Origin of the sequence: Cylindrospermopsis sp. CR12, from assembly GCF_001432185.1 — a bacterium.
GTDB lineage: Bacteria > Cyanobacteriota > Cyanobacteriia > Cyanobacteriales > Nostocaceae > Raphidiopsis > Raphidiopsis raciborskii.
Genome location: NZ_LMVE01000021.1, coordinates 126,492 through 148,027, shown reverse-complemented (window position 1 = coordinate 148,027; position 21,536 = coordinate 126,492). Strand labels below are relative to the sequence as shown.

General features: G+C 41.0%; 15 protein-coding genes and 1 tRNA gene. 9 read left to right on the top strand and 7 right to left on the bottom strand.

Features of this window, described 5'->3' with window-relative positions; all coding sequences use genetic code 11:
• Positions 1-116 precede the first annotated feature (116 nt).
• The 6 genes from rpoB (at position 117) to ASL19_RS18445 (ending at position 12,624) form a co-directional block, all read left to right on the top strand.
• Positions 117-3,458, top strand: coding sequence for a DNA-directed RNA polymerase subunit beta (rpoB, locus tag ASL19_RS02775; RefSeq protein WP_006277461.1), 3,342 nt, complete (start codon positions 117-119; stop codon positions 3,456-3,458).
• A 115-nt stretch (positions 3,459-3,573) separates the two neighbouring features.
• Positions 3,574-5,451 (top strand): DNA-directed RNA polymerase subunit gamma, encoded by a 1,878-nt coding sequence (locus tag ASL19_RS02770; protein WP_057177196.1) that lies wholly within the window; start codon positions 3,574-3,576, stop codon positions 5,449-5,451.
• A 42-nt stretch (positions 5,452-5,493) separates the two neighbouring features.
• Positions 5,494-9,630: a DNA-directed RNA polymerase subunit beta' gene (locus tag ASL19_RS02765; RefSeq protein ID WP_057177195.1), complete on the top strand. Its 4,137-nt coding sequence runs from the start codon at positions 5,494-5,496 to the stop codon at positions 9,628-9,630.
• A 63-nt stretch (positions 9,631-9,693) separates the two neighbouring features.
• Positions 9,694-10,224: a GIY-YIG nuclease family protein gene (locus ASL19_RS02760; protein WP_006277465.1), complete on the top strand. Its 531-nt coding sequence runs from the start codon at positions 9,694-9,696 to the stop codon at positions 10,222-10,224.
• A 122-nt stretch (positions 10,225-10,346) separates the two neighbouring features.
• A complete protein-coding gene (gene htpG, locus ASL19_RS02755; protein ID WP_057177194.1) occupies positions 10,347-12,308 on the top strand; it encodes a molecular chaperone HtpG in 1,962 nt (653 codons plus the stop codon).
• 190 nt (positions 12,309-12,498) lie between these two features.
• Positions 12,499-12,624, top strand: a complete 126-nt coding sequence (locus ASL19_RS18445) for a GUN4 domain-containing protein (RefSeq protein WP_235528911.1) — start codon at positions 12,499-12,501, stop codon at positions 12,622-12,624.
• A 36-nt stretch (positions 12,625-12,660) separates the two neighbouring features.
• On the opposite strand, the gene ASL19_RS02745 is transcribed toward ASL19_RS18445, so the two are convergent.
• The 3 genes from ASL19_RS02745 to ASL19_RS02735 form a co-directional block, all read right to left on the bottom strand.
• Positions 12,661-13,161 carry a hypothetical protein gene (locus tag ASL19_RS02745; protein WP_330935934.1) on the bottom strand — a complete coding sequence of 167 codons (501 nt, stop codon included), beginning with the start codon at positions 13,159-13,161 and terminating at the stop codon, positions 12,661-12,663.
• A 114-nt stretch (positions 13,162-13,275) separates the two neighbouring features.
• Positions 13,276-14,502 carry a sulfite exporter TauE/SafE family protein gene (locus tag ASL19_RS02740; protein ID WP_057177191.1) on the bottom strand — a complete coding sequence of 409 codons (1,227 nt, stop codon included), beginning with the start codon at positions 14,500-14,502 and terminating at the stop codon, positions 13,276-13,278.
• A 90-nt stretch (positions 14,503-14,592) separates the two neighbouring features.
• Positions 14,593-15,033 carry a hypothetical protein gene (locus tag ASL19_RS02735; protein ID WP_006277470.1) on the bottom strand — a complete coding sequence of 147 codons (441 nt, stop codon included), beginning with the start codon at positions 15,031-15,033 and terminating at the stop codon, positions 14,593-14,595.
• Between the two features lie 131 nt (positions 15,034-15,164).
• Between ASL19_RS02735 and ASL19_RS02730 the strand changes: the two genes are divergently transcribed.
• Positions 15,165-16,817 (top strand): alpha/beta hydrolase, encoded by a 1,653-nt coding sequence (locus ASL19_RS02730; RefSeq protein ID WP_057177190.1) that lies wholly within the window; start codon positions 15,165-15,167, stop codon positions 16,815-16,817.
• On the opposite strand, the gene ASL19_RS02725 is transcribed toward ASL19_RS02730, so the two are convergent.
• Positions 16,814-17,740 carry a CbiQ family ECF transporter T component gene (locus tag ASL19_RS02725; RefSeq protein WP_057177189.1) on the bottom strand — a complete coding sequence of 309 codons (927 nt, stop codon included), beginning with the start codon at positions 17,738-17,740 and terminating at the stop codon, positions 16,814-16,816. The two genes, ASL19_RS02730 and ASL19_RS02725, sit on opposite strands and share 4 nt — an antisense overlap.
• Positions 17,741-17,795: 55 nt before the next feature.
• Positions 17,796-19,157, bottom strand: coding sequence for a ribosome biogenesis GTPase Der (gene der, locus ASL19_RS02720; RefSeq protein ID WP_057177188.1), 1,362 nt, complete (start codon positions 19,155-19,157; stop codon positions 17,796-17,798).
• A gap of 173 nt (positions 19,158-19,330) precedes the next feature.
• On the opposite strand from der, the gene rlmN reads away from it, so the two are divergent.
• Positions 19,331-20,413 (top strand): 23S rRNA (adenine(2503)-C(2))-methyltransferase RlmN, encoded by a 1,083-nt coding sequence (rlmN, locus tag ASL19_RS02715; protein WP_057177242.1) that lies wholly within the window; start codon positions 19,331-19,333, stop codon positions 20,411-20,413.
• A gap of 7 nt (positions 20,414-20,420) precedes the next feature.
• On the opposite strand, the gene ASL19_RS02710 is transcribed toward rlmN, so the two are convergent.
• Together ASL19_RS02710 and ASL19_RS02705 are read right to left on the bottom strand one after the other, a co-directional pair.
• Positions 20,421-20,612: a hypothetical protein gene (locus ASL19_RS02710; RefSeq protein ID WP_040009118.1), complete on the bottom strand. Its 192-nt coding sequence runs from the start codon at positions 20,610-20,612 to the stop codon at positions 20,421-20,423.
• Positions 20,613-20,977: 365 nt separating this feature from the next.
• Positions 20,978-21,051: transfer RNA gene (locus tag ASL19_RS02705), tRNA-Pro, on the bottom strand.
• A 246-nt stretch (positions 21,052-21,297) separates the two neighbouring features.
• Between ASL19_RS02705 and ASL19_RS02700 the strand changes: the two genes are divergently transcribed.
• Positions 21,298-21,510, top strand: a complete 213-nt coding sequence (locus ASL19_RS02700; RefSeq protein ID WP_057177187.1) for a DUF2555 domain-containing protein — start codon at positions 21,298-21,300, stop codon at positions 21,508-21,510.
• Positions 21,511-21,536 lie beyond the last annotated feature (26 nt).

Here is a 21,536-nt window from a genome sequence, read left to right as displayed (position 1 = left end):
CCACTCGTCAACAGTTAGCAGGAGCAAGGTTTCCAAGTTTATCTAATTTTATTTTTTTATTGGGCTAAAAGCAGCGTTCTCAGAACAAGTTTAACCAGGTTGATAAAGGTAGAGGCATGAACAACGAAAACTATATGGAACCATCCTTTCTATTACCAGATCTAATTGAAATTCAGCGTTCTAGCTTTCGCTGGTTTTTAGAAGAGGGTTTAATAGAAGAGCTGAACTCATTTAGTCCTATTACGGACTATACGGGGAAATTAGAACTCCATTTTTTAGGACATAACTATAAGCTAAAAGAACCAAAATATAGCGTAGAAGAGTCAAAAAGAAGAGATAGCACATACGGTGTACAAATGTATGTGCCCACGAGATTGCTTAATAAAGAAACAGGTGATATTAAAGAACAGGAAGTATTTATAGGTGATCTACCGTTAATGACGGATAGAGGAACCTTTATTATTAACGGAGCCGAGCGAGTAATAGTCAATCAAATTGTGCGATCGCCCGGAGTATATTACAAATCAGAGATTGATAAAAACGGGAGAAGAACATATTCTGCCAGTCTAATTCCCAACCGGGGGGCATGGCTAAAATTTGAGACAGACCGTAATGATTTAGTGTGGGTAAGAATAGATAAAACCCGCAAATTGTCAATTCAGGTACTACTTAAAGCATTAGGACTATTAGATAACGAAATTTTGGATGCTTTAAGGCATCCAGAATACTTTCAAAAAACCATTGAAAAAGAGGGACAATTCTCCGAAGAGGAGGCCCTTCTGGAGCTATACAGGAAGCTGAGACCTGGGGAACCACCCACGGTAATGGGGGGACAACAGCTATTAGAATCACGCTTTTTCGATCCCAAACGTTACGACCTAGGTAGGGTAGGTAGATATAAACTCAACAAGAAACTGCGCCTTTCCGTTCCTGACACCACTAGGGTTCTCACCCCAGGGGATATCCTATCTGCTGTGGACTATCTCATCAACCTAGAATACGACATTGGTAGCATTGATGACATTGACCATTTAGGAAATCGCCGAGTTAGAAGCGTTGGTGAGCTGCTTCAGAACCAAGTAAGAGTTGGTTTGAATCGTTTAGAGAGGATCATTAGAGAAAGAATGACCGTCTCCGATGCCGAAGTTTTAACACCAGCATCACTAGTCAACCCCAAACCCCTAGTAGCAGCCATAAAAGAGTTTTTTGGTTCTAGCCAGCTAAGTCAATTCATGGATCAAACCAACCCCTTAGCGGAACTAACCCATAAACGACGCTTGAGTGCTTTAGGTCCTGGTGGACTAACCAGAGAGAGAGCTGGTTTTGCCGTGCGAGACATTCATCCCAGCCACTACGGACGCATTTGTCCTATTGAAACGCCAGAAGGTCCAAATGCGGGGTTAATTGGTTCCCTAGCTACCCATGCTCGTGTTAACCAGTATGGATTTTTAGAAACACCTTTCAGACCCGTAGAAAACGGAAGAGTTTGCTACGAAAAACCTGCTGTTTACATGACAGCAGATGAGGAAGACGACCTGCGAGTTGCACCTGGTGACATTCCGGTGGATGACAACGGACAAATACTAGGAATCCAAGTACCCGTTCGTTATCGCCAGGAATTTTCCACCACTACTCCCGAACAGGTAGACTACGTAGCTGTGTCACCAGTACAAATCGTCTCAGTAGCCACCAGCATGATTCCCTTTTTGGAGCATGATGATGCCAACCGAGCCTTAATGGGTTCTAACATGCAAAGGCAAGCAGTACCCTTATTGAAACCCGAGCGTCCCCTAGTGGGAACTGGACTGGAGGCCCAAGGTGCCAGAGACTCAGGTATGGTAATTGTTTCTCGTACTGATGGAGATGTGGTATATGTAGATGCGACCGAGATTCGTGTTCGGGTCAAAGAAAAGGCCGCTCTTACCAACCGTGAAAGCGAAAGTATTCCCCATAAACCCCAAGAAATTAAATACGTTCTCTCCAAATATCAACGTTCTAACCAGGACACCTGTCTCAATCAAAAACCCCTAGTGCGGATTGGGGAAAAAGTCATAGCAGGTCAGGTATTAGCAGATGGTTCATCCACAGAAGGGGGAGAATTAGCATTAGGGCAAAATGTTATTGTTGCCTATATGCCTTGGGAAGGGTATAACTACGAAGACGCAATTTTAATTTCTGAAAGACTGGTTCAAGAAGACGTTTACACCTCAATACACATTGAAAAATTTGAAATAGAAGCAAGACAAACCAAACTAGGTCCTGAAGAGATTACCAGAGAAATACCCAACGTTGGGGAAGACGCCCTTAGACAATTAGACGAACAGGGGATAATCAGAGTAGGGGCGTGGGTAGAATCAGGAGACATTCTAGTGGGGAAAGTGACCCCTAAAGGAGAATCAGACCAACCACCAGAAGAAAAACTACTCAGGGCGATTTTCGGAGAGAAAGCTCGCGACGTGAGGGATAACTCCCTGCGGGTTCCCAATGGGGAAAAAGGAAGAATAGTGGATGTGCGACTATTCACTAGAGAGCAGGGAGATGAACTTCCACCGGGAGCCAATATGGTAGTGCGGGTGTATGTAGCCCAGAAACGTAAAATCCAGGTTGGTGACAAAATGGCTGGGAGACATGGAAATAAAGGCATCATTTCCCGAATTTTGCCCCTAGAAGACATGCCATACCTTCCTGATGGCACCCCAGTAGATATAGTCCTTAACCCCCTAGGTGTACCTAGTCGAATGAACGTAGGACAGGTGTTTGAATGCTTATTGGGTTGGGCGGGTCACAACCTGGGAGTACGCTTTAAAATTACCCCCTTTGATGAAATGTACGGGGAAGAATCTTCCCGACGTATAGTTCACGGCAAATTATGGGAAGCTAGGGAAGAAACCAGTAAGGATTGGGTATATAATCCCGAAAACCCCGGCAAAATCATGGTTTATGATGGACGCACGGGCGAACCCTTTGATCGTGCAGTCACAGTGGGGATAGCCTATATGCTCAAACTTGTCCATTTAGTTGATGATAAAATTCACGCTCGCTCCACAGGTCCTTATTCCTTAGTCACCCAGCAACCCTTGGGTGGTAAAGCACAACAAGGAGGTCAAAGATTTGGAGAGATGGAAGTGTGGGCACTAGAGGCATTTGGTGCTGCTTACACATTACAGGAACTGCTAACTGTGAAATCAGATGATATGCAGGGACGTAATGAAGCATTGAATGCCATTGTTAAAGGAAAAGCTATTCCTCGTCCTGGCACTCCTGAGTCCTTCAAAGTGTTAATGAGAGAATTACAATCTTTAGGATTGGATATTGCGGTACATAAAGTAGAAACCCAAACTGATGGTAGTTCCCTAGATGTAGAAGTGGACTTGATGGCCGATCAAGTATCTCGTCGCACTCCTCCCCGTCCAACATACGAATCCTTTTCCCGTGATTCCCTGGATGAGGACGAGTAATTAATCAGTAATTACACTAGTTAACAGATGGGGAAAGGGGACTAACTTGACCTGGCAAATATAAATCTCATAAATCACAAACGTTAGAACAATCTAGAACTAAATTTACTTAACTATGCGCTCCGTTCAATCTAATCAATTTGATTACGTTAAAATTGGCATTGCTTCACCAGAACGTATCCGCGCTTGGGGGGAACGTACCTTACCTAATGGTCAGGTGGTTGGCGAGGTGACAAAACCTGAAACCATTAACTACCGCACCCTCAAGCCAGAAATGGATGGTTTATTTTGTGAGCGGATCTTTGGCCCTGCTAAGGATTGGGAATGTCACTGTGGTAAATATAAACGGGTTCGTCATAGAGGTATTGTCTGTGAGCGCTGTGGAGTGGAGGTAACAGAATCACGAGTTCGCCGCCATAGAATGGGCTTCATTAAGTTAGCAGCACCTGTAGCCCATGTTTGGTATCTCAAAGGCATTCCTAGTTATATTGCCATACTACTAGACATGCCCCTACGAGATGTTGAGCAAATCGTCTACTTTAACTCCTATGTAGTTTTAGATCCTGGTAATGCTGACACACTCGTTTATAAACAACTGTTAACAGAAGACCAATGGTTAGAAATTGAGGATAGGATTTATAGTGAAGATTCTCAATTAGTAGGGGTAGAAGTAGGAATTGGTGCAGAGGCTTTACTACGTTTATTATCAGGTATTAATTTAGAAGAAGAAGCAGAAAAACTGCGGGGGGAAATTGAAGCAGCAAAGGGACAAAAACGGGCTAAATTGATTAAACGTCTGCGGGTAATTGACAATTTCATTGCCACTGGTTCCCAACCGGAATGGATGGTGATGTCAGCCATTCCAGTCATTCCACCCGATCTCCGTCCCATGGTACAACTAGACGGTGGTAGATTTGCTACCAGCGATTTAAACGACCTCTACCGTCGGGTGATCAATCGCAATAATCGTTTAGCTAGACTACAGGAAATCCTGGCCCCGGAAATCATTGTCCGCAATGAAAAACGCATGTTACAGGAAGCGGTAGATGCTTTAATTGACAATGGTCGGAGAGGACGCACCGTAGTAGGAGCCAATAACCGTCCATTAAAATCCCTATCAGATATCATAGAAGGTAAACAGGGGCGATTTCGGCAAAACCTCCTGGGTAAAAGAGTAGACTACTCAGGACGTTCGGTTATTGTAGTTGGTCCCAAATTGCAAATTCACCAGTGTGGACTCCCCAGGGAAATGGCCATAGAATTGTTTCAGCCATTTGTGATTAATCGTTTAATTAGATCGGGAATAGTTAACAATATTAAAGCAGCCAAAAAACTCATTTCTCGTAACGACCCTACTGTTTGGGATGTTTTGGAAGAAGTCATAGAAGGACATCCGGTTATGCTAAACCGTGCCCCTACGCTGCATAGACTGGGAATTCAGGCCTTTGAACCCATATTAGTAGAAGGAAGAGCAATACAGTTACATCCTCTTGTTTGTCCGGCATTCAATGCTGACTTTGATGGAGATCAGATGGCTGTTCACGTTCCCTTATCCTTAGAAAGCCAAGCGGAAGCAAGACTGTTAATGTTAGCATCCAACAACATTCTTTCACCTGCTACGGGTAGACCCATCGTCACACCCAGCCAAGACATGGTTTTGGGAGCCTATTACCTCACTGCTGAAAACCCCAATGCTACCAAGGGAGCAGGCAAATACTTTGCCTCCCTAGATGATGTAATCATGGCATATCAACAAGATCAAGTGGAACTACATGCCTATATTTATGTTCGATTCGATGGCGATGTGCAAACAGGACAACCGGATAACGAACCCTTGGAAGTTACAGAAAACGAAGATGGTAGCCGTACTCTCTTGTATAAATTTCGTCGAGTACGAGAAGATGCCCAAGGGAATTTAATTTCCCAATATGTTTATACAACTCCTGGCAGAGTGATTTATAACAAAGCAATTCAAGATGCTTTAGCCAGCTAATTATCCATCCAGTTTGTCCTATTCTCCATTTCTTAACCCACCATGACAGAAAAAATGATTTTCCGTAACCTTGTTGTCAACAAAGGTCAATTAAGAAACTTAATTTCCTGGGCATTTACCCACTATGGTACCGCCCGGACAGCTGTGATGGCCGATAAACTAAAAGACCTAGGATTCCGGTTTGCGACCAAAGCCGGTGTGTCCATTAGTGTAGACGATTTAATGGTTCCTCCCTCTAAGAAGTCCCTTTTACAGGCAGCTGAGGCGGAAATCTTGAGTACAGAGGCGAAATTTAAGCGTGGTGAAATTACGGAGGTAGAGCGTTTCCAAAAAGTAATTGATACATGGAATAGTACCTCTGAAAATCTCAAAGACGAAGTAGTTAATCACTTTAAAACTACAAATCCTCTTAATTCAGTTTATATGATGGCCTTTTCCGGAGCCAGAGGAAACATATCCCAAGTGCGACAACTAGTGGGAATGCGCGGACTAATGGCAGATCCCCAGGGAGAAATTATTGACTTGCCAATTAAGACCAATTTTCGGGAAGGACTAACAGTTACCGAGTACATTATCTCCAGTTATGGTGCGAGAAAGGGATTAGTAGACACAGCACTACGAACCGCTGACTCAGGTTATTTAACCCGACGGTTAGTGGATGTTTCCCAAGACGTGATTATTAGGGAGGTAGACTGTGGAACCCTAAGAGGTGTACCCGTACGGGACATGACAGAAGGGGCAAAAGTATTAATTCCCTTAGGGACAAGACTAGTAGGGAGGGTTGTAGCTAAAGATGTTATTAATCCTACAACTGGGGAGATTCTGGCAGCCCGAAATACACCAATTTCTGATGAACTAGCAGCGGAAATTCACAAAGCGGGAGTAAAAGAAGTATTAGTAAGATCACCATTAACCTGTGAAGCTGCCCGTTCCGTATGTCAACATTGTTACGGGTGGAGCCTAGCCTACGCGAAAATGGTGGATTTGGGCGAAGCAGTGGGAATTATTGCAGCTCAAAGTATTGGGGAACCCGGAACTCAATTAACCATGCGGACCTTCCACACTGGTGGGGTATTTACAGGAGAAGTTGCCCAACAGGTGAGAGCCAAAATCCCAGGAACAATCAAATTTTCCCGCAGCTTAAAGACCCGCCCCTATCGGACTCGTCATGGAGAAGATGCTTTATATGCTGAAACCAACGGCAATTTGATCCTAGAAAGTACCACCCAGGAGCATCAAGAAATTTCTGTGACCCAGGGTTCCACACTGTATATTGTCCCGGGTCAAAAGGTAGAGGTGTCCGAATTGCTGGCCGAAGTAGCTCTAGGGGGTAAAACAACTAAAGCTAATACAGAAAAAGCAGTAAAAGATGTAGCTTCTGACTTAGCGGGTGAAGTAGTGTTTTCTGATGTTTTAGCGGAACAAAAAACTGACCGTCAGGGAAACACCACCACAACAGCAACAAGAGGTGGTTTGATTTGGATTTTGTCGGGAGAAGTTTATAATTTACTCCCCGGTGCAGAATTGGTGGTCAAAAATGGAGATAAAATTACTGCCAATGGGGTGTTGGGGGAGACTAGACTCAATACCGTACACGGAGGAGTGGTCCGCCTACCTGAACCCATTCCTGGTCGTCCCACCAGAGAAATTGAAATCATTACAGCTTCCGTAATTTTAGACCAAGCAACAGTCACAGTTCATAGTTCCCAAGGTAAAAATAATTATTTGATTCATACTGGTCCAAGACACCAGGAGGAAATCTCCAAAGAGAGTGAGGGATCTTTCCAATCCCAAACATTTAATCTCAGGGCCACACCCGGAACCAAAGTACAAAATGGTCAAGTTGTAGCTGAATTGATTGACGATAGGTATCGCACTACCACGGGAGGAATGTTGAAATTTGCCGGAATTGAAGTCCAGAAAAAAGGCAAAGCTAAACTCGGTTATGAGGTAGTAAGTGGAGGAACCTTGTTGTGGATACCTGAAGAAACCCACGAGGTTAATAAGGATATTTCTCTACTGTTAGTAGAAGATGGACAATTTGTGGAAGCAAGCACAGAAGTAGTTAAAGATATATTCTGTCAAACCAGTGGAGTGGTGGAAATTACACAGAAAAACGACATTCTGCGGGAAATAGTCATTAAACCCGGCGAACTTTTGATGGTAGATGATCCAGAAGCAGTGCTGGGGAGAGATAATACCTTTGTTCACCCCGGAGAGGAGTTACTAGGAACTACTGTAACGGAAATGCGTTACATTCAATATGTGGAGTCTCCCGAAGGACCAGCTCTTTTGAGTCGTCCCGTGGTGGAGTTTGAGGTCTCATCCCACCCCGATTTGCCTTCCACTACTTCCGTTAGTCAACAAACTGGAAGATCTATACAATTAAGAGCAGTACAGAGGTTGCCATACAAAGATGGGGAGCGAGTAAAAGCTATAGATGGAGTTGAATTACTCAGAACCCAACTAGTATTAGAGATTGAACAGGAGGGAGAGCAAGACCATGCTTCTCCTTTAGCAGCAGATATTGAATTAGTCCCTGATAGTGAAAACTCTGAAATTCAACGCCTGCAGTTAGTGATTTTAGAGTCTCTGGCACTCAGGCGAGATATGGCAGCTGATGCCACCCAAGGTAGCACTCATACTACTTTAGAGGTGGAAGATGGTATTACCATTCCACCTGGATCCGTAGTAGCAAGAACTCAGATCCTGTCTAAGGAGGGAGGAATCATACGAGGGGTACGACCGGGCGCAGAAACGGTTCGACGCTGTCTTATCCTCAGAGATACCGATATGATTATCGTTAAGACTAATCTTCCACCCACTGTGAAAAAGGGAGATCTATTGGTACAAGGCACAGAAATTGCTCCAGGAGTAACAGCTCCTGTTTCTGGACAGCTGGTGGATATTAGTCATCAATTACCCCCCAACAACAATCAACAAGAACAACTTGTAGAAGCAGCATACTCCTTGAAAATTCGCATGGGTCGTCCCTATCGGGTTAGTCCAGGAGCAGTCTTACAAATAGAAGACGGCGGATTGGTACAAAGGGGAGATAATTTAGTTCTATTGGTGTTTGAACGCGCAAAAACAGGAGATATTATCCAAGGGTTGCCAAGAATTGAAGAATTATTGGAAGCTCGTAAACCCAAAGAAGCATGTATTTTATCCCGTCGTTCTGGGGAAGTAAAAGTAGTTTATGGGGAAGGGGATGAAAACCTAGTCAGTCGGGAAGCATATTCAGTCAAAGTTGTAGAATCTGATGGTGTGGTCATAGATTATCCTTTAGGACCAGGACAGAATTTAATCGTTCCCGATGGTGCGATGGTGGAAGCTGGTCAACCATTAACTGATGGACCTTCTAACCCCCATGAAATTTTAGAAATCTTCTTCAGTTTAGGATCTGAGGATGGACTTTACGCTTGTGCTAGTCATGCTCTACAAAAAGTGCAAAGCTTTTTAGTGAATGAAGTACAAATGGTATACCAGTCTCAGGGAATTGACATCGCAGACAAACACATTGAAGTCATAGTCCGACAAATGACTAACAAAGTGCGCATTGATGATGGTGGTGACACCATTATGTTACCTGGAGAACTAGTTGAATTAAAACAGGTAGAGCAGGTAAATGAGGCCATGTCAATTACCGGGGGCGCTAGATCCCAGTACACACCGGTATTATTGGGTATAACTAAAGCATCATTGAATACAGATAGTTTTATTTCTGCAGCCTCCTTCCAAGAAACCACAAGGGTGTTGACAGAAGCAGCAATTGAGGGTAAATCTGACTGGTTAAGAGGACTAAAAGAGAACGTTATCATAGGAAGATTGATTCCCGCTGGTACTGGTTATAATACTTATGAAGAGGTAGGAGCAATTGAGGACTATGGTACAGATGTGGCTACGAGTGTATTAGATGAGGTGGATGATCCATTAGATATGGTTTTAGATGACCGAACCGCTAAGCTGTATAGTTTAGATAACTCTGGACTGGATGGGACTTATGATGATAGCTACGATCATGATAATACCTATGGTAGTAACCATAGTACGGCTTTAGAGGATGAAGATGAGGATCTAATTACTGATGAAGTAATTACGGGTGTAGATGAAGATGAAGACGAGGATGATTATGAAGACGAGGATGAAGATGATTTTGATATAGATGTAGATCTGTAATCATTGATGTTTAACCATTTGGGGGAATCATTTCCCCTTTTGTTTTTCCATCCCTAGAGTAATATGAATTCCAACCTAGAAAATTTAGAGTTTATTGATTATATTGACCATGGTGGTGAATTACCTATACAACTTGAAGGTAAGATAGGGGTTTACGCAATTTTTAATCAGGAAAAAATTTTGCAATTCATTGGTTATTCTCGTGATGTTTATCTCAGTTGTAAGCAACATTTAGTTCGTCAACCCCATAAATGTTATTGGTTAAAAGTCCACACTATTGAACGTCCTGACCGAAAAATTCTATCGGAGATTGAAAATAGTTGGATTGCCCAAAATGGTAGTTTACCACCGGGTAATGGTGAGCATAAACAAATATGGACTAATGCCATTAATGTCCAAGAGCTAATGACTGATACAGAAAAAGAGAATTATCACAATCCATTAATTGATGATTTAGCTAAGACTAAAGTGTTAAAGAATGTATCACGTCGAGTAGAGTCAGAAATATTAGAACTGTTGACAGCAAGAGGGTTAAAAACTCAAATTCGCTTTAACCCCAAGTTGAAAGAGGAGGGTTTACTAGATTTAAAATAACCTCACTTCCAGATGGTAGTGTAATCCGAATTATAATTTAGAGGAGTTCCCTACCCAGGAAAAGACTTCTCTAGTCCAAAATGAATTATCATAATTACCTTTAAACAGTCAAACAGATAACCATGCTAGAACAAGGTACTATCAGTATACACACTGAGAATATTTTCCCCATTATCAAGAAATCTCTCTATTCCGATCATCAGATATTCCTGCGCGAACTCATATCTAACGCAGTGGATGCGATCCAAAAAATCAAAATGGTCTCCCGTGCTGGGGAATATGGTGGAGATATAGGGGAACCGGAAATTACCATTGCCATTGACAAGGAGAAGAAAACCCTTTCTATCTCCGATAATGGTATTGGGATGACTGGGGAGGAAGTAAAAAAATATATTAACCAAGTAGCTTTTTCTAGCGCAGAAGAGTTTATTCATAAGTATGAAGGAAAAGCGGATCAACCAATTATTGGTCACTTTGGTTTAGGCTTCTATTCCTCCTTTATGGTTGCCAAAAAGGTTGAGATAGATACCCTTTCTTACAAAGAGGGTTCACAAGCAGTACATTGGAGTTGTGATGGTTCACCGGAATTTACCTTAGATGAATCTTCTCGCAATATTCGTGGTACAACGATTACTTTAACGTTAATGCCCGATGAAGAAGATTATTTAGAGACAGCTAGAATTAAAAACTTGGTTAAAACCTACTGTGATTTTATGCCAGTTCCCATAAAACTGGATGGGGAGGTTTTAAATAAACAAAAAGCACCTTGGCGAGAATCTCCCAGCACTTTGACCCAGGAAGATTATTTGGAGTTTTATCGCTACCTTTATCCCTTTCAGGAAGAACCTTTATTGTGGGTTCATTTGAATACAGATTATCCATTTATTATTAATGGAATTTTGTATTTCCCTAAAATGCGTCCTGATGTGGATGTAACCAAGGGACAAACTAAGTTGTTCTGTAATCAAGTTTTCGTCAGTGATAATTGTGATGAAATCATCCCCCAATTTTTGATTCCTATGCGGGGTGTTATTGATAGTACAGATATTCCTTTGAACGTTTCTCGTAGTGCATTGCAAGGCGATCGCACGGTGAGGAAAATAGGAGATTATATCGCTAAAAAGGTAGGTGATAGGCTAAAGGAACTCTATAGGAGCGATCGGGAACAATATATCAAAGCTTGGAAGGATTTAGGGACTTTTGTTAAGTTTGGAGTTCTCAATGACGAGAAATTTAAAAAACAAGTGGAAGATATACTTGTTTTCCGAACTACTGCTAAACTCACGGAAAGTCCTGCACATGAACCAACAGTTGAGGTGCAGTCAGCGGAGAGTGATATTTGGCAAGATGTCAACAAGAGCAACACCAATACTTTGCCCTACACCACCCTGAAGGAGTATCTGGAGCGGAACAAAGAGCGTCAGGAAAATAAGGTATTTTATAGCACTGATGAAGCTAGCCAAGCTACATATATAGAACTACACAAAAATCAAGGTTTAGAAGTTCTATTTATGGACTCATTCATTGATACTCACTTTATTAATTTTCTAGAAAGGGAATATCAGGATGTTAAATTTACCAGGGTAGATTCTGACCTAGATAACACATTATTAGATGATAAATCGGGGGAAATTGTAGACCCGACAACACAGAAAACCAAGAGTGAAACCATCAAGGAGTTATTTGAGAAATCCCTTAACAAACCCAAGGTAAATATTCGGACTGAAGCATTGAAATCCGATGATCCTCAAGGGACACCACCAGCAGTAGTGTTATTACCAGAAATTCTTCGTCGTCTGCGGGAAATGAATGCCATGATGCAACAACAAAATGCCGATTTTCCTGAAGATCACATTTTGTTGGTGAATACGGCCCATCCTTTGATTCAAAACCTGGTTAGCTTGAACCAAGGCACTATTATTCAAGACGGTGGTGAATCACCAACAGGAAAATTGGTGAAAATGATTTGTCAGCACGTTTATGATTTAGCGTTGATGTCTCAAAAGGGATTTGATGCAGAGGGGATGAAGTCCTTTGTTGAACGTTCTAACGAGGTGTTAACTAAGTTAACTTCAGCAAGTTAAATACTCGTTAATAGTCCTATTCAATCTCCCCATGGCAATAGCCAATTTTTCCAGGGGACAGGGAATTCATTCCCCGTATCTTGCAAAGCTTTTACCTCTCATCTGGCGTTCAGGCGATCTCGCTACGCGAGATCGCCTACCCATTTCTCAATTTACATCTTATACTCTCGAACAAAATGGAGTGGCAAAAATGAACAGATACACAAAATTAGAAAACCTATTAAAAGCTCAAGACTTTAAAGAAGCAGATTTAGAAACAAATAGAGTAATAGTAGAAGTAGCTAACAGAGAAAGGGAAGGTTATTTAAGAGAATGAGACATTAAACTCAACATCTACATTATAGGTTTACCATTATAGGTTTACCAAAAAAACTATAATCCCTATTGATGAAAGTATAATTGCCCCTATAAGCACCGGTTTAACTAGGTCTAAACCTTTTGATGACTGACCGCTTTTATGGGCTGTATTTTCTAGTCCCTGTGCTACTGTTGGATTCCCCGTGGCTACTATCACCTCGAATTTTAACTCAAAGGGTTGCCAATTCTCTCCTGTCCTTGGTTTTCCCGTGAGTTGCAGTTCATAAACTCCTGGTTTAGGAAATGTAATTTCCGCTCCTGGTATACCCTCATATCTTTCCGCATTCATAGGTTTTAAGGGTGGTTCAACCAGGGCGGGTTCCCCGGGTGTATGTGGTTGGGCATAAATAGCTAAGTGACAATTACAGTCTTTTAAAGGCACGGTTTTACCACCTTTTTGAGTTAAAGCAAACCATACTGGTGTAATTTCACCTGCACGGGCCCGATCCTTAGGTTCAATGTGAAGAGTAGCTCCTATATCATTTGATATTTTCACTGTGTGAGCATTAACTATATTGGTGAATGTTGCTGTTATTAGTATAAACAACAAGTAGAATATTACTTTATGCCTGTATTTATTTGGTTTAATTAACATATCAGTAAATGTCCATTATTTTTTCTGCTTTAAAGGAGTATAAAATTCTTTTAACTTAAAAATTGACCAAATTAAGGGCGATCGCATCATTAAAACCGCGAGTATAATGAACATTAATAATAAGGTTGCTATCTGATTAAAGATAGTTAACTTTAAAGCTCCTAAATAGGTAGAACCAATCAAAACTGCATGAATAGCAGTCAATATCAAAGCTGGAATCGTCAAAAGATGGATTCGACGCCAGTTTGGACCTAGAGACTTTTGCATAAAGTCAAAACTTGTAAAAGCAGCAGGAGTCATAAAAATTAAAGCCAAAACACCTGCACCCATTCCCCACTGAAATTCCACTGGTAAAAACCAAACAGCTGATAAATTCCATGCTAACAAGTGTTCTAATTTATGAATTGTATGTACTAATGATAGCAGAAATGCTCCCACACCCAATCCTCGACGATAACGTATAAGAGCTGGCAATAGAACACGTGTGGGACGGGCGATTAAAGCCAAAATTAAGCAAATTAGGGCAGCATAACCACTATAATCAACCATAGTTTCCCCTGTGCGGGATATGGTAATTATACCAATAATCATACTTACCCACCCCCCCATGCGAAATAGTTGACTACGTTGATCTTTACTCATTAGGGAAGTGGAAATACTTACTCCTAACATAGTTGGTAGAGTACCCAAACCAAATGCCAACATAGTTATTGCCCCATGCCATCCATTTCCTGTAGCTGCTGCTTTAATTTGAGCAGCATATAAAAAACCACAGGGCATTAGGCCCCAGGTCATACCTAAAAGTGCTGGTGTCCACCATTTTGTATGTAATGATAAATTTACCATTACAGCACTTAACCGATTATGTAAACTATTTTGTAGCAAAGGGTGGAATATGGGAATTTTAGGTATTAAATGTGGTTTAACCTGTGCTAATCCTAACCAGATTAACATCATTCCAGTAATTATTGCTATCCATCTGCGTAAATCACTACCAACTCCTCCTAATTGTCCACCTTGTACCAATGCGGAACCAAGTGTGCCTATAGCAGTACCAACTAGAGCATAGCTAAGTACTCTACCTAAATTTAAGAGAATATGAAATTGTAGTTGTCGTTGCCAGGATTGAGTTTTCTCCGGGTAAGAAAAAGAAAAAGCCACTGCTAAAGGTCCACACATGCCAATGCAGTGACCAAAGCTTCCCAAAAAACCCAGCATAGTAATTAGCACTAAGTCCAACATAATTAAAAGAGTTGTTGGGTAATAACCGGTATGTTGTAATCAGGTTGGTGATTTTGTCAAAAGACAAGCTGTAAAACTTGGTATGGTCGACTATTCCTTAGAGATTGTTGTGGGAAAGGTCAAGCTCCAGTTTTGAGGATTGTTTAGCTCAAAAAATAGCCCTTGAAAAATCATTTTTATGCCCATACGAGTAGGTACATAGTATCTGATTAAAATATTTCCCGGTTCGGCGAATACATCATCATAATTTTCACTGTATCCAAAAGGACGGGCGCAGTACTGACGACCTCCGGGAATAGATAACATAAAAAACTGACTTTCTTTGTATGAAGCAGGGACTTGAAATATTCCATATATATGATGTTGACCCAACCAAGGTTGAACACTAACTTTAGTAGCTGTGACCTGAAAATTAGCCTTTTTTAATTTTGCCAGGGTTATGGGACTGCAATTAGAATCATTGACTGGCCACCAGATAATTACTAAGCAAGAAAGTGTAAAAATTAGACCATAGATAATCAAACGGCGCATATTGATGCAATTGTTTTATGAACAAGTAACAAACATGAAGTTTTTGTAAACCCATTTAATCTGGTCGTTCTCACCAAAGGAGGTTACAATCACTTTAAGTAAAGAGATTAATCTAACCATAACTAAAAACCATGATAAAGAATGCCCTAACCAGAAAAAACCACAAAAAAGCTATCATATTTACAGGATTATTAAGTGCGATCGCCTGGACACAATATTTGACAATGTGTGCCACCGTCCATGCAGCAGATAGGGTAACCATACGTTATGGATTCCTGGAAGAGTCGACTTCTGTTGCAGAGCTGAAAAAGGCCACGGAAACTGGGCAATTGCCAGGTAGTCTACAGATTTATACTAGTGCACTAAGCCAAGAACAACGTAACTGGTTGGTGCAAGGATTAAAAACTAGAATACCCATAAATGTGGTGACTTTAGATTGGTTACTGAATACTCAATTAGGTCAAACAGTAATCAATGACATAGCAACAGTTTTTGATCGTCGTCAGGATCAATCAGGGGTGCAAGCAGTTAGATCCGGTTTAATATTGGCTGCTAGTTCACCAGAAGGTCTATCTATGCTCAGTTTTATTGCAGCATACCCCAGTCAAACCCTGAGACTGAATTTACCACAGGTTTTGACGGTAGCAAGGTTTTTAAATATAGATTTTTTGCAGACTCAGCAATTCCTACTGATGCACAGTCCCCAAAGTGATAGGCAAAAACCATCCATAAATATTCCATTTGATCCCACCCAACCGGGAACACAGAAAGTAGAAATATCTAAGTTAAACTTAAGTGATGATAAACGTAAACGTAATATTATCGTGGATATTTATTGGTCAACTCCTACCAATGGTGAAAACAATATTGAAAAACCCTTAATTGTCTTTTCCCATAGCTCTAGTTCAGCAGGTACAGACCTGCAATATTTAGCTCAACATCTTGCTTCTTATGGTTATGTGGTTGCAGCTTTACAAAATCCTGGTAGTAATTTTTTTACTAATAAAGGCAAAGTAGGTTTGAACCCTCAAGAATTTTTAGCTCTTCCCCAGGATGTAAGTTTTGTTCTGGATGAATTGGCGAAGGTTAACCAAAATCCTAATAATTCCCTACAGGGAAAACTAACCACTAATAAAGTCATGTTTGTTGGTTATTCCCTGGGTGGAACTACAGCATTAGCATTAGCTGGTGGTGAACTACAAATTGCCAGTCTAAAAAGCAGTTGTGAAAAAAATGCTGGTAAATTGAGTGATGTTCAAAGTTTTATGTGCCTGGCCAGACAATTGCCACAAAATAACTATCAACTACAAGATCAAAGAGTCAAACAAATAATAGCTCTAAAACCAGCTTCTTCCCTCCTATTTGGTGAAACCGGTTTGACAAAGGTAAAAGTTCCTACCCTAGTATTTACCGCATCTGCTGACCATGTCACCCCAAGTTTGACTGAACAAATTAACGGTTTTAATCGTATTGCATCTCCTAAGTGGTTAGCTGCTGCGGTGGGTGCTAGCCATTACAGTGTAGTGGATCCCCTAGTAGTCAATGCTTCTCTAAACACAAATAACACTCCCATTACCAGTCGAGAAGTAGTGGGAGAAAAATCAGCGGATGTGCGCAGTTACGTGAAGGCGATTACTTTAGCCATGGCCGCACAACTAACACCAGATGCTAATAAGTATAATGTTTTTCTCACTCCCGAATATGCCCAATTCGCCTCTACACCTCTTTTTCCATTTCGTCTAATTGCGCCCCTTCATAGTATCAATACTACAAGCAAGAACTAGTTAAGGGCACCAAAAGCTATTCTTAATCCCCAAAATACAATTAAAACTGCCACAGCTAACCAATCGGGTGGTTTTAATTGTAGTTCGTGCCATTTGACCTGATGTTCATTGGGACTGGTAAAACCCCTCACTATCATCGCATTTGCTATTTGTTCTGCTCTCAATAGCAGATTTTCTAATAGTCTCTCCATGACAATTAACCAGACCCTTATACCCCCTTTTAATCCCAGTTTCTTCCAGTTGATCGCCCTGGTCATTACGGAACGGATCAGATTTTGAATCTCTTCTAAAACTAGGGGAATAAATCGCAATGATAGGGTTAGTGTAAGGGTAATTTCAGTAACAGGAATGTGCAACTTTTTTAAAGGCTGCATTAAGCTCTCTATACCTGATGTTATCTCCTCTGGTGCGGTTGTTAATAAGTACAAATTACTGCTATATATTAATGTAAATACAATAGTACTTAAACTAGTTGCTAAACTTAATGACCGCCGACTGATCTTAACCGGACCTTGATGAAAGATTATATACTTGTACTTTTCATTTGTAGGTAAGGGCAATTTAGTTTTATTTTCAGAATTTGTGGATGGTGCTGGACTTAATATTTGTTCACTTGCTGGTAGGCGTGGTTGATAGTCTATGCTCATACCATCTGGACTAATAGAAATGATGGCGAACACCATAATTGACAATACTAGCAACCACCCCATTTGTTGACGCCATACCCTAAGAGGAATTTTGGCAATCAAGGTAAAAATAATCAGCAGTAATACCAGTAACACACGCCAGTAGTTGTTGGCAAATACATAGCTGGTCAGAAAACTTAACAACCAAATTAATTTCACCCGTGAATCTAATTTATGTAGCCAAGTTTGAGGAGCATCTAAATATAACCCCAAAGGAAGCGATCGCAATAAGTCCATGTGTCAATTCCTAAATTCCCAACTAACTTTCTCATGTTACTGATGAAAAGGTGTTTCAGACACGAGTTGCTCGATTAAGAGTGCCAACTTCCATTTCTCTAACTTTTTTGCTACGCCATAAGATGCGGATTGGTGTTCCCTCAAAACCCAATTGCTTGCGAAACTGTCTTTCTATGTAACGTCTGTAATTTTCATTGAACCGTTTAGCATCATTAACAAACAATGCAAAGGTAGGTGGTTGGCTACTGACCTGGGTACCATAATAGATTTTACCCTGTTTACCACTGCGTGAAGCTGGTGGTGAGTGCCAACTGACTGCATCTGTGAGAACTTCATTAACCACGGATGTACTGACACGGCGTTTATGGGATTCAGCAGCTTTATTAACCAGGTCTAAAATCTTTTCTACTCTTTGTCCAGTTATAGCACTAACAAATATGGTATCTGCCCATTCAGTAAAGTGTAATCTTGCCTCTAAGCTTTTTTCATGGTCATATATAGTATAAGAGTCTTTTTCTACAGCATCCCATTTATTCACCACAATTATACAAGCACGTCCATCTTCAACAATCCGTCCAGCTAATTTTTGATCCTGTTCTGTAACACCATCTAAAGCATCCAGCACTAATAGCACCACATCAGCACGGCGGATTGCTTTAAAAGCACGATTAATACTGAAAAATTCCGTCCCGTATTCCACATGTTTCTTTTTCCTAATTCCCGCAGTGTCAATTAACCGGTAGGCTTGTCCTTCTCGTTCAATTAACGTGTCAATAGTATCCCTGGTAGTTCCAGAAATTGGACTGACTATTGCCCTTTCCTCGCCGACAAAAGCATTTAAGAGACTGGATTTACCCACATTAGGACGTCCAACAATAGCTACTTTAACTTCCGTATTTTCCTGTAACTCTTCAACTTGAGGAATATATTGAATTAAGTCATCAAGCAAATCACCCGTACCACTTCCATGAATAGCGGATATGGGGTAAGGTTCTCCCAGTCCCAACTCCCAAAACTCACTAGCTTGAATAATACCTTGATCTGGTGATTCGCATTTGTTCACAGCTAGGAGAGTGGGAACAGGTTGTTGACGTAACCATTCAGCAATTTCCTCATCTGCAGGAGTTAGACCAGTTTGTCCATCTACAACAAATATGGCAGCACAAGCTTCTGAGAGTGCGGTTATTGCTTGTTGACGTATGAGAGGGAGAAATTCCGTATCATCATTAAACACTAGACCTCCAGTATCAACCACCAAAAACTCCCGATTTTGCCAAAATGCTGGACGATAGGTACGATCTCGTGTAACACCAGGTTCATCGTGAACTATTGCTGTTTGATCCCCTGCTAAACGGTTCACAAAAGTAGATTTGCCCACATTGGGGCGGCCGATAATTGCTACAATTGGCAGTGCCATAAATTCAATTCCGAATGCGGATTGTGCGGACGTGCTGGGTTATCTATATTTATTTTTCACCCACCACAATGTAGAACTCCTTATGATATCATATTTTTTAGTATTTGTCATTGCTGGCAAGTTTCCTCTTGCTTGTGATGAAAAACTACCCAAACCAAGAGCAATGTCTAAAAATGTCCACAAGTCAGCAAACAGTTTCTAACCCCCTTAAAACTCCTCTGCTCCCCCCCCTGCTTGGTGCTTCAGTGGATGAATTAACCACCTGGGTACAACAGCAGGGACAACCAGGATATAGGGGTAAGCAACTACATAATTGGATTTATCACCACGGTGTACACAAAATTAGTGATATATCTGTATTTCCTAAAACTTGGCGCGAACAGGTTGCTGATGTTTCCATAGGTCGCTCATCGATTGACCATCAGTCTTTTGCCACGGATGGTACAGAAAAATATTTGCTCCAACTGGCGGATGGTGAAATTATCGAAACCGTTGGCATCCCAAGCGATAAGAGGTTAACTGTCTGTGTTTCTACTCAGGTTGGTTGCCCAATGGCTTGTGATTTTTGTGCTACTGGTAAAGGTGGGTTCAAACGCAATCTCAATCGTGGGGAAATTGTTGACCAGGTACTCACAGTACAAGAAAATTTCCAACAACGAGTCAGTCATGTTGTGTTTATGGGAATGGGTGAACCATTGTTAAACACTGAGAATGTGATTCTGGCTCTCAAGTGTTTAAATCAAGATTTAGGAATTGGACAACGCTCTTTGACAGTTTCTACTGTAGGTATTCGTGACCGTATTCGTCAACTGGCTGAACACCATTTACAAGTTACTCTTGCTGTTAGTCTACACGCACCTAACCAGAACTTAAGAGAACAAATAATTCCTAGTGCTAAAACTTACCCCATAGAACAATTATTAGCGGAATGTCGAGAATATGTGGAAATTACAGGAAGAAGGGTCACTTTTGAGTACATTCTTTTAGCTGGTGTTAATGATTTACCAGAACAAGCTTTGGAGTTATCCCAACGGTTGCGGGGTTTTCAAAGTCACGTCAATTTAATCCCTTACAATCCCATTCAAGAAGCAGACTATCAAAGACCAAACCGGGATAGGATCCATGCATTTGTAAATATTTTGCAACAGCAAAAAATAGCCGTCAGCATCAGATATTCTCGCGGTTTGGAAGTAGACGCAGCTTGTGGTCAACTCAGGAAGCGGCAAAATGTGATTAAACAGAAGTTTACATGCTAATTTTAGGTTAAACTAATGTCTTTCCAGCATAAATGCCTGGTGCATAGGCTTCAATCACTCTACCTGTACGAGTACAGTTGATCATTAAATAGTCACAAGCTGGACATTGGGTTCTAGTAACTTGACTCTCAGATATAAAATAGCGCTCCGCCATTTTGCCACAATTGGGACAGTGAACTTTACTATGTAAGACTGGCATTTTAAACTCCCTGGATAACTTTTTGTTAATTTTTTCACCCAAACCAAAAAAATCTTTTTCCGATTTTGCTCATCATCTCTGAGCTAATCTTATTAATCCTCATTCCTGAGATATATCAATTTATATTAGCTGTTCTATCGAACAGGTTAATTACTGATCCCCAGACCTTAATCTTTGAGACACTGTACCTTAGCCTGCACTACAAAAGTATCAGCTTATTTAATTCAACAGCTACAAATATGAAAAAACTGTATTACAAGTCACAGAATTTTTTTCTTAATAATCCATTAATAATATTGCAATAGGAGAACCGCTTTTAGCCCTTGTTTTAGCGGCGCTTCGACTAGTATAGTAACAGCCCACAATCGGGATGACTGGATTCGAACCAGCGGCCCCTTCGTCCCGAACGAAGTGCGCTACCAAGCTGCGCCACATCCCGTGAGAAAAACACAAGCAATAAAAATAATACTTCCCCCACTATAACATAAAAACTATCAGTTTTTCTAAGTTAGAATTTAATTTACAAACATCTTGCTTGGAACTGGAGTAAGATATATTGTATTGGGTGGAATTTACAGCGATGTCTTAATAGTCTCCGCACCTGAAGGTGCAGAGATTGTCACAGATATCACACAACTCCACTCCTGGTCAAACGCTAGTGCTGTAAAAGAGAGGGGCAAGCATTATGACAACTACAAGCATTTCTAAGAAAGAAATCGCCGCCATGACACCAAAAGATGTCAAAGATTTGGCTGCTCGTCTGGAACTAGATAATTATAGCAATGCTTTTGATGGTTTAAATGATTGGCATCTACTACGGGCGATCGCCTTTCAGCGTCCAGAGTTGGTGGAACAATACGTTTACCTATTAGATTTGGAACCTTACGATGAAGGATAGAAACCGTGAAATCAATCTACCTTAGA

Coding starts and splice junctions, on each gene's coding strand:
- rpoB (WP_006277461.1), top strand. CDS start 117: ATGAACAACGAAAACTATATGGAACCATCCTTTCTATTACCAGATCTA.
- ASL19_RS02770 (WP_057177196.1), top strand. CDS start 3,574: ATGCGCTCCGTTCAATCTAATCAATTTGATTACGTTAAAATTGGCATT.
- ASL19_RS02765 (WP_057177195.1), top strand. CDS start 5,494: ATGACAGAAAAAATGATTTTCCGTAACCTTGTTGTCAACAAAGGTCAA.
- ASL19_RS02760 (WP_006277465.1), top strand. CDS start 9,694: ATGAATTCCAACCTAGAAAATTTAGAGTTTATTGATTATATTGACCAT.
- htpG (WP_057177194.1), top strand. CDS start 10,347: ATGCTAGAACAAGGTACTATCAGTATACACACTGAGAATATTTTCCCC.
- ASL19_RS18445 (WP_235528911.1), top strand. CDS start 12,499: ATGAACAGATACACAAAATTAGAAAACCTATTAAAAGCTCAAGACTTT.
- ASL19_RS02740 (WP_057177191.1), bottom strand. CDS start 14,502: ATGTTGGACTTAGTGCTAATTACTATGCTGGGTTTTTTGGGAAGCTTT.
- ASL19_RS02735 (WP_006277470.1), bottom strand. CDS start 15,033: ATGCGCCGTTTGATTATCTATGGTCTAATTTTTACACTTTCTTGCTTA.
- ASL19_RS02730 (WP_057177190.1), top strand. CDS start 15,165: ATGATAAAGAATGCCCTAACCAGAAAAAACCACAAAAAAGCTATCATA.
- ASL19_RS02725 (WP_057177189.1), bottom strand. CDS start 17,740: ATGGACTTATTGCGATCGCTTCCTTTGGGGTTATATTTAGATGCTCCT.
- der (WP_057177188.1), bottom strand. CDS start 19,157: ATGGCACTGCCAATTGTAGCAATTATCGGCCGCCCCAATGTGGGCAAA.
- rlmN (WP_057177242.1), top strand. CDS start 19,331: ATGTCCACAAGTCAGCAAACAGTTTCTAACCCCCTTAAAACTCCTCTG.
- ASL19_RS02710 (WP_040009118.1), bottom strand. CDS start 20,612: ATGCCAGTCTTACATAGTAAAGTTCACTGTCCCAATTGTGGCAAAATG.
- ASL19_RS02700 (WP_057177187.1), top strand. CDS start 21,298: ATGACAACTACAAGCATTTCTAAGAAAGAAATCGCCGCCATGACACCA.